Annotated in this window: 11 protein-coding genes and 1 pseudogene; 3 read left to right on the forward strand and 9 right to left on the reverse strand. The window is 51.0% G+C overall.

Annotated elements, in window-relative coordinates; genetic code table 11:
- Window positions 1-542: 542 nt before the first annotated feature.
- The 3 genes and pseudogenes from H7R56_RS10730 to H7R56_RS10740 all read right to left on the reverse strand — a co-directional run.
- A pseudogene (locus tag H7R56_RS10730) lies at window positions 543-755 on the reverse strand (transposase); the annotation flags it as partial.
- A gap of 94 nt (window positions 756-849) precedes the next feature.
- A complete protein-coding gene (locus H7R56_RS10735; RefSeq protein ID WP_106931125.1) occupies window positions 850-1,755 on the reverse strand; it encodes a LysR family transcriptional regulator in 906 nt (301 codons plus the stop codon).
- 345 nt (window positions 1,756-2,100) lie between these two features.
- Window positions 2,101-2,798, reverse strand: a protein-coding gene (locus tag H7R56_RS10740) for an IS1 family transposase (protein WP_227674736.1) whose coding sequence is annotated in 2 segments (ribosomal slippage) — window positions 2,101-2,549 and window positions 2,549-2,798 — 699 coding nt in all. Because the reading frame shifts where the segments join, the coding sequence is not laid out codon by codon here.
- 72 nt (window positions 2,799-2,870) lie between these two features.
- Here H7R56_RS10740 and H7R56_RS10745 point away from each other — a divergent pair.
- Both H7R56_RS10745 and H7R56_RS10750 read left to right on the forward strand, forming a co-directional pair.
- On the forward strand, window positions 2,871-3,248 hold the full coding sequence (locus H7R56_RS10745; protein WP_106927041.1) for a DapH/DapD/GlmU-related protein: 378 nt from the start codon (window positions 2,871-2,873) through the stop codon (window positions 3,246-3,248).
- A 157-nt stretch (window positions 3,249-3,405) separates the two neighbouring features.
- Window positions 3,406-4,236, forward strand: a complete 831-nt coding sequence (locus H7R56_RS10750; protein ID WP_106926623.1) for an SDR family oxidoreductase — start codon at window positions 3,406-3,408, stop codon at window positions 4,234-4,236.
- A gap of 173 nt (window positions 4,237-4,409) precedes the next feature.
- Here the strand turns inward: H7R56_RS10750 and H7R56_RS10755 are convergent, their stop codons facing one another.
- The gene (locus H7R56_RS10755) at window positions 4,410-5,180 is read right to left on the reverse strand and encodes an SDR family oxidoreductase (RefSeq protein WP_106926625.1); all 771 of its coding nucleotides are present in this window, start codon (window positions 5,178-5,180) and stop codon (window positions 4,410-4,412) included.
- Window positions 5,181-5,321: 141 nt separating this feature from the next.
- Here H7R56_RS10755 and H7R56_RS10760 point away from each other — a divergent pair, with 141 nt between their 5' ends.
- Window positions 5,322-6,215 (forward strand): LysR family transcriptional regulator, encoded by an 894-nt coding sequence (locus H7R56_RS10760; protein WP_106926627.1) that lies wholly within the window; start codon window positions 5,322-5,324, stop codon window positions 6,213-6,215.
- Between the two features lie 35 nt (window positions 6,216-6,250).
- On the opposite strand, the gene H7R56_RS10765 is transcribed toward H7R56_RS10760, so the two are convergent.
- From H7R56_RS10765 to H7R56_RS10785, 5 genes are all read right to left on the reverse strand, one after another.
- Entirely contained in the window at window positions 6,251-9,385 is a 3,135-nt protein-coding gene (locus H7R56_RS10765) for an efflux RND transporter permease subunit (RefSeq protein ID WP_106926629.1), read from the reverse strand.
- Window positions 9,386-9,391: 6 nt separating this feature from the next.
- Complete coding sequence (locus H7R56_RS10770; RefSeq protein WP_106927043.1) at window positions 9,392-10,561, reverse strand: efflux RND transporter periplasmic adaptor subunit; 1,170 nt, start codon at window positions 10,559-10,561, stop codon at window positions 9,392-9,394.
- 28 nt (window positions 10,562-10,589) lie between these two features.
- The gene (locus tag H7R56_RS10775; protein ID WP_106926631.1) at window positions 10,590-10,931 is read right to left on the reverse strand and encodes a helix-turn-helix domain-containing protein; all 342 of its coding nucleotides are present in this window, start codon (window positions 10,929-10,931) and stop codon (window positions 10,590-10,592) included.
- A 68-nt stretch (window positions 10,932-10,999) separates the two neighbouring features.
- The gene (locus H7R56_RS10780) at window positions 11,000-11,254 is read right to left on the reverse strand and encodes a YdgH/BhsA/McbA family protein (RefSeq protein ID WP_106926633.1); all 255 of its coding nucleotides are present in this window, start codon (window positions 11,252-11,254) and stop codon (window positions 11,000-11,002) included.
- Between the two features lie 268 nt (window positions 11,255-11,522).
- On the reverse strand, window positions 11,523-12,569 hold the full coding sequence (locus H7R56_RS10785; RefSeq protein ID WP_374956742.1) for an NAD(P)-dependent alcohol dehydrogenase: 1,047 nt from the start codon (window positions 12,567-12,569) through the stop codon (window positions 11,523-11,525).
- Window positions 12,570-12,574: the final 5 nt, after the last annotated feature.

The following is a 12,574-nucleotide window of genomic DNA, read 5'->3' on the forward strand; positions in this document are numbered from 1 at the left end:
TTAAAAAGGTTGGGGTATATAAGATGGATTTATTATTTTCGTCGCGGTATATTTAAATTTTTATTGTAATTTATAGATTTATTCTAATTAAATCAATTGGTTATTGTTTGTGTGTGATATGGGAATATGAAATTTTTTTGACTGCGTGAAGAAGGCTTTTTATCTATAAAATTAGGGTTATTCGCACTTTTATAAGAATATTACCACAGGAGAAACATCCTGCTTTTAGGGGAGAAGTTGATTTAAATCATGATTTGTCCGGGTAATGATTTTTGCCGAACAGGAATTAGTGCACTAATGTAATAAAACTGTCGGCTCAGTTTCCAATTGTCAGCGCAGGTTTTTTTATTAAGGCGCAATGACTTTTTTGTGGGTATTTGATTAAGTAAGATAAATCAATAATTTTGCAGGAGAGGTTTTTTATTTGGATGAGGGGGACAGATAATTTCGTTAACGCACGAGGTGAAGATTTTTCCGGCTGGAGGTTTATCTTTCGGCGCTTTTCTGGCATACCCCCTTTTATTGCTGGTTATTATGCTCATGCTGAACAGAGCCAGCAGAGCCGTTTTCGGTCCTGGTAGACGTATCATCTTTTTGATCTCCGTGGCTTCCATCCCACCGTGCTTTACTTTCCAGCTGGAGTACGAGACTTCAGAAATCCCTGCTTCGCGGCAGACACTCTTGACTGTACGTCCGGCTTCAACAGACTTCAGGACAACGATGATCTGGAGTTCAGTGAATCGGGCTTTACGTATGGCGATCGCCTCAGGGAACACGATCGGTATGTCGGAAGCTCTCTAAAAGTGAATGGGCCGTTTTACCGGGATGCTTACAATGTCAGTAAGCCCTCTATTCTCTGAACAGTTCATGAAGGATTTTTGTCAAATGATCAAAGACAACCCGAATACGCATAGGAATCAAGGGCTGGTGCGGCCGGAATATGTATAGCTGCCAGGGGGAATAATTCAGCTCAGGGAAAATATTAACCAGTTCCCCGCGCTGTAAATATGGGCGAACGGTGATATCCGGCAATTGGCTACAGGTTCTTCCTGCAAGTGCGGCAGCCAGTTCGCTGCCGATATCACTGGCGATAAATTTGGGCTTTGCAGGAAAAAATGAATTGCCATCAGCAAACTGCCAGGGCCATACACGGCCGGAGTTACTGTTACTTAAAGCGCTAAGGGGGTATTCATACTGCAATGTTTTCAAAGAATCAGGCATTCCTAGCCGCTTAACTAAATCGGGTGCAGCAACGATACTGATGCCAACGGGTCGAATCGTTTTTACGATAAATCGATTATCCGGAATTGCACCTATTCGAATCCCAATGTCGATTTGCTCATCAATAATATTGAGATGCGCATCAGCAGGGAGCCATTCAATCGTTAGGTCAGGGTAAGGTTCAAGCGAACGGAGCAGGTGACGCACAATATCCTGATTTTCGAACAGCGGCGGCAATGTAACGCGCACGCGGCCGGTCATATCCTGGCTGTTTTGTTTTTTCCCACCCGCGAACAAAGACTCACTTTCGGAAAGAAGTAATTCGGCCTTTGGCCACAGTTGCTGTCCGAAAGGGGTTAACGTCATTTGCCGGGTGTTGCGCAGGAACAGAACTTCCCCCAGCTGTTGTTCAAGCTCAGCAATAGCCCTTGTCACCATCTGAGGCGCAAGCCCAAGTCGATTCGCGGTTTCTCGAAATTTCAATGTTTCTGCCGCTGTACAGAAAATCTTTAATGCATCGAGTTTATCTAACATCTGTAGATGTCCTTTGCTGTACCTTGAATATCACAATTGTATCAAAAAATGGAATACTGAAAGCAAAAACAATTCATGGTTTTGTGGTTAATGCAAACGGATAATATCTCTATCGAAACGAGATCATCCTTCATTGCAACAGGAAAAAAGATGTCAGATACAGCGCTATACCAAAAGTTATCCGCAGGCGAACCGGTCAACATGCGGTCTCCAGAATACCGTGAAGCTATTCAGGATATGAGCCAGTCATGGGCACTTAATGCGTCAATTAATCGGGCAGAATATGCATTTTTGGACGGTTCTTTGCACCCGTTATTTACCGCACTTTTTGGTAATGACTCCAACTTATTGATAGTGTTTTATGTTCAGATAATGCCCGATGACTTTGTCATGCAGCTCCACCGATTTTGAGAACGACAGCGACTTCCGTCCCAGCCGTGCCAGGTGCTGCCTCAGATTCAGGTTATGCCGCTCAATTCGCTGCGTATATCGCTTGCTGATTACGTGCAGCTTTCCCTTCAGGCGGGATTCATACAGCGGCCAGCCATCCGTCATCCATATCACCACGTCAAAGGGTGACAGCAGGCTCATAAGACGCTCCAGTGTGGCCAGAGTGCGTTCACCGAAGACGTGCGCCACAACCGTCCTCCGTATCCTGTCATACGCGTAAAACAGCCAGCGCTGACGTGATTTAGCACCGACGTAGCCCCACTGTTCGTCCATTTCAGCGCAGACAATCACATCACTGCCCGGTTGTATGCGCGAGGTTACCGACTGCGGCCTGAGTTTTTTAAGTGACGTAAAACCGTGTTGAGGCCAACGCCCATAATGCGTGCACTGGCGCGACATCCGACGCCATTCATGGCCATATCAATGATTTTCTGGTGCGTACCGGGCTGAGAGGCGGTGTAAGTGAACTGTAGTTGCCATGTTTTACGGCAGTGAGAGCAGAGATAGCGCTGATGTCCGGCAGTGCTTTTGCCGTTACGCACCACCCCGTCAGTAGCTGAACAGGAGGGACAGCTGATAGAAACAGAAGCCACTGGAGCACCTCAAAAACACCATCATACACTAAATCAGTAAGTTGGCAGCATCACCCACTTTTTGGCCGGGAAATGGAGAGTACCAGCCAGATTTTACCGCCTGTCTATATCGATTTTGGTCGCCAGGTTCAGGTCGGGAAAAATGTATTCATTAACCATAATTGCACCATGATGTCTGCTGGTGGGATTGTCATTGAAGATGATGTCCAGATAGGCCCCCAGGTTACGCTGACAACCACCAATCATGATTTCGACGATCGTTTTACCCTGCTGTGCAAACCGATTCATATCAAACGTAATGTATGGATCGGTGCCCGGGCGCTTATTCTGCCCGGCGTAACTGTAGGTGAGAATGCCGTTATTGCTGGTGGCGCGGTGGTCACTAAAGATGTGGAACCGAATGTTGTTGTCGGTGGTTCTCCAGCCCGAGTCCTGAAGCGTTTGGATTAATCGTGCCGAATGTCGTGCGGGTAACCAAAAAGAAATCTCTGTACTCAAGATGTTTATTCATGAACAAGGTTCATAAGGGCATGTTCTTTGGCAGCCTTAACCAACGCTTGTCCAGCCGCTATGCTTCTTCAGTTAGCATCATGAAAGAGAGATAAAAATGAAAGATGTCATTGTTGTTATTGGTAGTGGCTCTATTGCCCAGGCCATTGCGCGACGCGTCAGCGTCGGCAAACATATTCTTCTGGCTGATATTAAAACAGAGAACGCCCAGCAGGCTGAAAATACGCTTTCTCGTGCGGGGTTTGAGGTAAGCACGACGACGGTCGATGTCAGTTCTCGGCAGTCGGTTCAGGCACTGGTGAAGTCAGCCTGTGCCTTAGGTGAGATTAAAGGCGTTATTCATACGGCCGGGCTTTCACCTTCACAGGCCAAAGCACAGGATCTTCTTCGGGTTGATTTGTACGGTACCGCCGTACTTTTTGAGGAGTTTGGCAAGGTGATTGCGCATGGCGGCTCCTGTGTGGTGATTGGCTCGCAGTCCAGCCATCGCTTAGCCGTTGATGCGTTGACTCAGGCCCAGGCGGATGCCTTAGCCACGTTACCGCCGGAAAAGCTGCTTGAGCTGCCGCTGGTGAAAGACATTGAAGACAGCTTATACGCCTATCAGATTTCCAAGCGTTGTAATGCGCTGCGCGTGATGTCTGAAGCGGTGAAGTGGGGCAAGCGTGGAGCGAGAATTAACTGCATCAGCGCCGGGATTATCTTTACGCCGCTGGCCTATGACGAACTTAATAGTGCGGAACGCGGTGCGTTTTATCGCAATATGCTGGATAAATCGCCAGCAGGCCGGGTCGGCACACCGGATGAAATTGGTGCGCTGGCAGAGTTTCTGTTTGGGCCTAATGGTACCTACGTCACCGGCAGCGATCTGCTGATTGATGGTGGCGCTACGGCGTCTTACAAATATGGCGAATTACGCCCGCAATAAACCCGCCTACTCTTCCCGCGACATGATGGCCGCTACGTGGCTTGTGGGGTATTTGGGGGATTTGAATCTGATGCTGAAGAGGGATGTTAAATATCGATTCGTGATTGATATGGCGTCACTGACGGTGTGATGAAAAGGGGCGGTAGAATATGCCGCCTCTTTTATGTTGTTCCTTATTGCGCCAGCGTACTAAGATCGCGAATAACGCACTCAGGCTCTGAGTCCAGGGGCATATTGTTTATATCGTGAATACCATCATTTTTATCTGCGCTGTCCTGTTGCAGGGCTGAAAAAAGTGGGGTAAGGCTCTGCTGCTCTTTCCCGTTTTCGGTAATCAGTTCCAGCGTTTTATTCTTAGCGTCGTCGTCCGTTAATGCGCAAACCAGTACCCGGGCAATGTGTTTACGGGAAATTACGCCATCAGCCGGAGTGCCTGAGTGACGTCTGTCGCCCTGTAGCATAACGATTTTTTGTTCATTCGGTTTGTTGTAATCAAACCAACCGGGCCTGACGATGGTATAAGGATGCCCGCTGGCGCGAACCAGGCGTTCTGCGCGTCGCTTCCAGTCATGCGCTTGTGTCTGACGGTTATAGGAACCTTCTCTTTCTGTCACGCCGATAGCGGTCATCAGCACGACTTTGACTGGCCGATGTTTTAGGCGTTGCAGAATATTTCTGACGCCGCCGTAGTCAATGGCCCGCGCGCCAATGCGCCCTAATCCATCGGATCCGAGGGTGAAAATAACGGCATCAATATCATCACCAATACCGGTCAATGTTTCCGAGACAGAGACATCGCCATTAACAATCTCGACCCCCTGTGGCAGCAATTTGCTTTTTTGTGGGGAACGGACCAGTGCTTTCGGTTGATGACCCATTTTTATCGACATTTCTACAACATGACGACCAATGCTGCCGGTCGCACCGACAATTAAGACTTTCATTATGAACCTTTTTTCTAATCGGAAAATTTCACTGTGATAAGTGTATCAACTGTGATTATTGAGAGTAACGGGGCTAAAATGATTGCGTCTATGAACCCTTCTCATGATTAATTTTTTAGCTAAAACACCCAGGGGTTACGCGTGCTTAAAGAAAATTTTAATGAACTTCAGCTCTTTCTGGCCGTGGCGCGGGAGCGAAGTTTTACCCGAGCGGCGGCTAAACTTGGTGTTTCCCAGTCAGCCCTGAGCCATGCCATGAAGGCGCTGGAGGCCAGGCTTAATATCCGTCTGCTGACCCGCACCACGCGCAGCGTGGCGCCCACGGACGCGGGGGAGAGGATCATCGCCTGTCTGGAGCCTCGCCTGACAGAGCTGGAGCAAGAGCTGGAGCAACTGGTGCAGCTTAATGGCATAGCCGCCGGGAATATCCGTATCTCTGCCGGAGAGCATGCGGCGAAAAGTCTGGTGTGGCCGAAACTTAAACCGTTCCTGCGCGAGTATCCCGAGATTAATGTTGAACTGGTGGTGGATAACGGCTTTGTAAATATCGTCGAAGGGCGATTTGATGCGGGCGTTCGACTGGGAGAAAGCGTCGATAAAGACATGGTTGCGGTGCGCATCGGGCCTGACCTGCGGCTGGTTGTTGTGGGATCGCCTGACTATTTTACCCGCTATGGCATTCCTGATACGCCACACGATCTTCAGCACCATCGTTGTATTAATATGCGTCTTCCGACGCTGGGTGGTTTATATCAGTGGGAGTTTGAAAAGGACGGAAAACCGCTTCAGGTGAAGGTAGACGGCCAGCTTACCTTTAATCATCTCTCGGAAAGAATCGATGCGGCCGAAGACGGCTTCGGCCTTTCGTTCGTTCCTGAAGATGTGATTCAGCCGCAGCTTGAATCGGGGGCATTGATTGAGGTATTGCAGGAATGGAGTCCGGTATTCCCCGGCTATTATCTTTACTATCCCAGCCGAAAGCAGCATCCTCCTGCCTTTGCGTTGATGATTGACGCGTTACGCTATAGCGCGTAAAAAAATCACCGGAGCAGGCGCTCCGGTGGGTTTAATTACTCATCATCCTCGTCATCAGTGACACGCTTGCCGGTAAAGCGGCGGCGTACCACAACAAAGAACACGGGCACAAAGTAGATAGCCAGCAGCGTTGCCGCGACCATCCCACCAATTACGCCAGTGCCGACGGCATTCTGGGCGCCAGAACCCGCACCACGGCTTAATGCCAGCGGCAGAACCCCGAGAATAAAGGCTAGCGAGGTCATTAATATCGGGCGCAGACGCCTATGTGCCGCCTCAAGCGTTGCTTCAATTAAACCTTTGCCTTCCTTCACCATCATGTCGTTGGCAAATTCAACGATCAGAATCGCATTCTTCGCCGATAAACCGATGGTGGTCAGCAGGCCGACCACGAAATAGACGTCGTTATTGAGGCCACGCAAGGTTGTCGCGAGCAGCGCACCGACGACGCCAAGCGGTACTACCAGCATCACGGCGAACGGAATGGACCAGCTTTCATACAGCGCCGCCAGGCACAGGAAAACGATAATCAACGACAGGGCATAAAGCGCCGGAGCCTGCTGGCCGCTCAAGCGTTCCTGATACGACATCCCGGTCCAGTCGTGGCCGATCCCTTTCGGTAACTGCGATGCCAACTGCTCCATCAATGCCATAGCCTCGCCTGAACTTCGACCCGGTGCGGGTTGCCCCAGAATTTCCAGCGAAGAAAGGCCGTTATACCGTTCAAGGCGCGGAGAGCCGTAAATCCACTGTGCGTCAGCAAAGCTTGCAAAGGGCACCATCTTGCCGTTACCGGCGCGAACGTACCAGTTATTGAGATCGTCAGGCATCATGCGCCATGCCGCATCGCTCATCACATAGACCTTTTTAACCCTGCCTCTGTCCATAAAGTCATTGATGTAACTCCCCGCCCACGCGGTGCTTAACGTGGTGTTGATATCATCCAGCGAAACCCCCAGCGCGGACGCCTTATGTTGATCGATATTGACCCGATACTGCGGCGTATCTTCCATGCCGTTTGGCCGCACGGCCATCAGCACGTCTGGGTGCTGCTGCGCCATCTGTAGCAGAGTGTTACGCGCTTCCATCAGCTTTTCATGCCCCAGACCCGCCTGATCGATCAACTCAAAATCAAAGCCGGTGGCGTTGCCCAGCGCGATGATAGGCGGCAGGTTGAATGCGGCAATCTGTGCATCGATCAGCTTCGAAAACGCCTGGTTAGCCCGGGCGGCGATGGCATCAACGCTGTTTTCGCTACCGTCACGCTCAGACCAGTCTTTCAGGCCGATAAAAGCGATACCAATATTTTGCCCGCGCCCGGCAAAACCAAAGCCGTTGACGGTGAGCACGTTGGCAACGTTGTGTTTCTCATCACTCAGATACCAGTCGTTAATGTTGTCCAGAATCTGCTGCGAACGTTCCTGCGTGGCGCCAGCAGGCAGAACCGCCTGCGTCGCCAGGACGCCCTGATCTTCTGACGGCAGAAACGCGGTCGGCAGACGGGCAAACAGCCAGGCCATACCGAGCACGATCACGCCGTAGACGATCAAATAGCGCCCGGTACCGTTCAGCATACGGGCAACGGCACGCGAGTAGTGTGAGCTGCTGGCATCGAAGCGGCGGTTGAACCAGCCAAACAGCCCACGATCTTTAGCGTGTTCACCAGGTTTGACCGGTTTCAGGATGGTGGCGCAAAGTGCGGGCGTCAGGGTGAGTGCAACCAGCACTGACAGCACCATCGCCGAAACGATAGTGATGGAGAACTGGCGATAAATGACGCCCGTACTGCCGCCAAAAAAGGCCATCGGAATAAATACCGCGGACAGGACCAGCGCAATCCCCACCAGTGCGCCCTGGATCTGCTCCATCGATTTTCGCGTCGCCGCACGGGGCTTGAGGCCTTCTTCGGCCATCACGCGCTCAACGTTCTCTACCACCACAATGGCGTCATCAACCAGCAGGCCGATGGCCAGCACCATCCCGAACATTGTCAGGGTATTGATCGAGTAGCCCAGCGCGCTCAGGATGCCGAACGTCCCCAGCAGCACGACCGGCACCGCGATAGTGGGAATAAGCGTCGCACGGAAGCTTTGCAGGAACAGATACATCACGAGGAAGACGAGGATAATCGCCTCAAACAGCGTCTTCACCACCTCATGAATCGAGATGCTGATAAACGGCGTGGTGTCATAAGGGTAAACGACCTTTAACCCTTGCGGATAATATGGCTCCAGTTCAGCCAGTTTCGCGCGAATAGCTTTGGCGGTATCCATGGCGTTTGCTCCGCTGGCGAGCTGGATCCCCAACGCGGAAGCCGGTTTGCCGTTTATTTTCACCACAAACTGGTAGTTCTCGCCGCCGCGTTCGATCCGCGCCACATCATGTAGTGTGACCTGCGAGCCATCGCTGTTGACCTTCAGCAAAATGTTCCCGAACTCTTCCGGCGAGGTGAGGCGGGTTTGCGCAATGATGGACGCATTTAACTGTTGGCCTTTCATTGCGGGCGCACCGCCCAGTTGGCCTGCTGCGATCTGCGCGTTCTGTACCTTAAGGGCATTGCTGACATCAACAGGGGTTAGCTGATAGTTGTTGAGCTTGTTGGGATCCAGCCAGATGCGCATCGCGTACTGTGAACCAAACAGCGTCGTGTCGCCCACGCCGTCAATACGGCTGATCGGATCTTTAATGGTCGATGCCACGAAGTCGGCGATGTCTTCCATGCTCATGCGCCCGGCTTCGTCAACAAAGCCGGGGACCAGGAAGAAGGTGCTGGAGGATTTCATCACCGTAATCCCCTGTTGCTGCACTTCCTGCGGCAACAGGGGCGTGGCGACCTGAAGCTTATTCTGCACCTGAACCTGTGCGATATCCGGGTCGGTGCCGTTTTTAAAGGAGAGGGTCAGTTGCAGCGTCCCGGAGGAGTCACTGGTTGAGGACATGTACATCAGGCCATCCAGACCCGTCATGTTCTGCTCAATCACCTGCGTCACGCTGTTTTGCAGCGTGGTGGCATCGGCACCAGGATAGCTCACGCGGATCTGTACCGCCGTTGGCGCGACGTCCGGGTATTGCTCCACGGGTAATCCCATAATCGCAATCCCCCCGGCAATCATCACGATAATAGCCAGCACCCAGGCGAAAATAGGGCGGTTAATAAATAATTTAGACATGGATGATTATTCCTGTGAAGACGAACCGGATCGCGTGACGCGTTCATGCGGAGTCACAACCTCGCCGGGTTTAGCGCGTTGACTGCCTGAAACAATGACCCGTTCACCCGCCTGAAGGCCTTCGGTGACCTGCCAGCGATCGCCAGATGTTCCCGCCACGGTTATCGCGCGGGGCTGTACCCGATTTTGCTTATCGACAACGAGCGTCGTGGCGTCACCGCGTGGTGTGCGGGTGACCGCCTGCTGGGCAACCAGCAGTGCGTCTGGAGCGATACCTTCTTCAAGACGGGCGCGAACAAACATGCCGGGTAGCAGTTGATGATTCGGGTTAGGAATAATGGCGCGTAGGGTAATTGCGCCCGTGGTCTGATCCACCGTGACATCAGAGAACGCCAGCGTGCCGTTCAGCGGATACGGGCTTCCGTCCTGCATGAGCACATGGACAGGTACTTTGCCGTTTTCCTGCTTAATCTGGCCGTTCGCCAGCGCACTCTGTAATCGCAGCCATGCTTCGCCCGGCTGGGTGATATCAACGTACATCGGATCGAGTTGCTGCACGGTAGCCAGCGCGCGACTTTGACCGTTCTGAACCAGTGCCCCCTCCGTTACGCTCGATAACCCGATGCGGCCATTCAGTGGTGATGTCACCGTGCTGTGAGCCAGATCGATTTCAGCAGAGCGAAGGGCGGCGCTGGCTGCATCGATAGCCGCACGCGACTGGTGGGCAGTGGCCTGAGCCTGATCGAGATCCTGACGGCTGATATAATCCTTGCCGCTCAGTGCGCGATAGCGGGAAAGCGTCGTCTGGGCGAGCTGTGACTGGGCCTTCGCCTGGTTGACTGTGGCCCGGGCATTATCGACGGAAGCGCGGAAGGTTGCCGGGTCGATATGGTAGAGCGGCTGACCGGCTTTAACGTCGCTGCCTTCGGTAAAATCACGGGACAGCACAATCCCTGAAACCTGCGGGCGGATTTCCGCAATACGGGATGCCACCGTTCTTGCCGGGAGATCTTGGGTCAGGGTCAGGGGCGTTGCTTTTATTGTCTCGACAATAACATCGGGAGGAATATCGTTGCTGGCAGAAGATGCGTCCTTACTGTCGCATCCAGCCAACCCTGTCGTCATAGCAAAAATGCATAGCATAGCCAGAGGCGAATAAGCCACCGAACTTTTCATCATATTTGACTCTTATTATCAGTGCAGTTTAAAAATGCTTTTCGGTATATAAGCGGCGATACGCTTGAGGTGGAACGTTGTATTTCTTAGAGAATGAACGGGTGAAGGACTGCTGGGATTCAAAACCATAGCGAAAGCCGATATCAAGCACCTTATCGCGGCTAACGATGAGATCGTTTGCCGCTAACGCCAGTTTCTTATCCCGAATATATGCCGCAATATTCTGTCCCTTCGTCTGAAAGAAAACGCGCTGGAGATGCCATTTTGAGTATCCCGCGCGCGCGGCAACATCATTGATACTGAGTGGTTGATGGATATTGTCGTCTATCCATTGGGTTATTTCGGTTAGCAGTTGCTCGAGTTTAATCATTATCAGCTTCACTCTGTTTATAACCGGTCAGAGGATTAAATGAACCCGCGAACATGAACCGGGCAGGATTATTGATAAATCTCTGCTACGCCATGCAGTTTATTATTGCCTGTCGCCGACAGCACTTTAAAAGAAGAGGCGCCCTGTTTATCTGCTTGTGTTGAGAGTTGGGCGACGAGATCGTCCAGCGTGCTGGCACCACTGGCGGATACCACGCCCATTTTTACTTTACCGGCATCACTGGCGATTGCCTGTGCGGAAAATGCGCTGTTAATGGTAAACAGAGATAAAAGTGCGGAGAGAATCAATACGGTACTTTTCATGAGAAACCTCGTAAGTAATATTTTCAACAATATGACGGAACGAGGACATCATAAGGGGTTGAGCGCGGTTGATTAAGATAGCCAGAACGCAAGCGCCTATGAATAAAAAACATAAATTAACTGTGCTACAGGAGTTTTACATCCGAATTGTGCTATTACCATCACAGAAAATACTGTTATTGTTGATGTGAGATCATAAGGTGGTGCAGGGGGGGCTCATAGGGTTAGCGAAAAAAAGCAGCCCGAAGGCTGCATAGCAAGACACTGATTATTTCAATGTTGTCATATCTATCACAAAGCGGTATTTCACATCACCTTTTTCCAGCCTGCTGAATGCGTCATTTATCTGGCTGGCATCAATCAGTTCGATATCTGCGGTAATATTGTTCTCGGCACAGAAATTAAGCATCTCCTGGGTTTCAGCAATGCCGCCAATATTGGATTCTGAGAAGCTACGACGGCCTTTCACGACATTAAATGCGGAAATTTCAATAGGTTCTGGGGGCAGCCCGACAAGCACCACGGAACCATCAATTTTTAATAATTTCAGATACGCATTAATGTCATGCTTTGCTGATACGGTATCTAAAATCAGATCCAGTTTGCCGACAAATTTTGCCATTTGTTCTGTATCGGAAGAGAGTACCGCTTCGTGTGCGCCTAAGCGATGCGCATCCTCGACTTTAGCCTGCGATGTCGTAAAGACCACAACATGTGCGCCCATGGCTTTTGCTATTTTTATCGCAACATGCCCAAGCCCGCCAATGCCCAGGATCCCCACTACTTTACCGGCACCGGCTTGCCAGTGTTTGAGTGGCGAATAGACGGTAATACCGGCACAAAGTAATGGCGCGGCGGCGGCAAGATCTAAGTTATCAGGCATTTTCAACGTGTAGCTTTCCCGGCAAACATAGGTTTGTGAGAATCCACCGTAGGTCATGCCGCCCAGATGTTTATCTGGCGTATTAAATGACAATGTCGTACCCGATTCGCAGAATTGCTCCAGATCGTGGCGGCAGGCAGGGCACTCGCCGCAGGAATCAACAATGCAGCCGACAGCGGCAAAATCACCCGGTTTAAATTGGGTGACATCATTACCAACAGCAATCACCCGGCCAACGATTTCATGCCCGGGAATAACCGGATAATGAGTGCCGCCAAAATCATTTTTGATTTGATGTAAATCAGAGTGGCAGATGCCGCAGTAGAGAATTTCTATTTCCACATCATCATTTAATAATCCACGGCGTTTGATGCTGAATTCCCGCAAGGGGTTGTTTGCGGCATCGGTACCCAACGCTTTTACGGTTTTAATCATGA

It is taken from the genome of Klebsiella sp. WP3-W18-ESBL-02, from assembly GCF_014168815.1.
Taxonomy (GTDB): Bacteria; Pseudomonadota; Gammaproteobacteria; order Enterobacterales; family Enterobacteriaceae; genus Kluyvera; species Kluyvera ascorbata_B.

Bases quoted from the DNA above. Each gene is read 5' to 3' on its own strand.
- H7R56_RS10735 (WP_106931125.1), bottom strand. From the start codon at position 1,755: ATGTTAGATAAACTCGATGCATTAAAGATTTTCTGTACAGCGGCAGAA.
- H7R56_RS10745 (WP_106927041.1), top strand. From the start codon at position 2,871: ATGGAGAGTACCAGCCAGATTTTACCGCCTGTCTATATCGATTTTGGT.
- H7R56_RS10750 (WP_106926623.1), top strand. From the start codon at position 3,406: ATGAAAGATGTCATTGTTGTTATTGGTAGTGGCTCTATTGCCCAGGCC.
- H7R56_RS10755 (WP_106926625.1), bottom strand. From the start codon at position 5,180: ATGAAAGTCTTAATTGTCGGTGCGACCGGCAGCATTGGTCGTCATGTT.
- H7R56_RS10765 (WP_106926629.1), bottom strand. From the start codon at position 9,385: ATGTCTAAATTATTTATTAACCGCCCTATTTTCGCCTGGGTGCTGGCT.
- H7R56_RS10770 (WP_106927043.1), bottom strand. From the start codon at position 10,561: ATGAAAAGTTCGGTGGCTTATTCGCCTCTGGCTATGCTATGCATTTTT.
- H7R56_RS10775 (WP_106926631.1), bottom strand. From the start codon at position 10,931: ATGATTAAACTCGAGCAACTGCTAACCGAAATAACCCAATGGATAGAC.
- H7R56_RS10780 (WP_106926633.1), bottom strand. From the start codon at position 11,254: ATGAAAAGTACCGTATTGATTCTCTCCGCACTTTTATCTCTGTTTACC.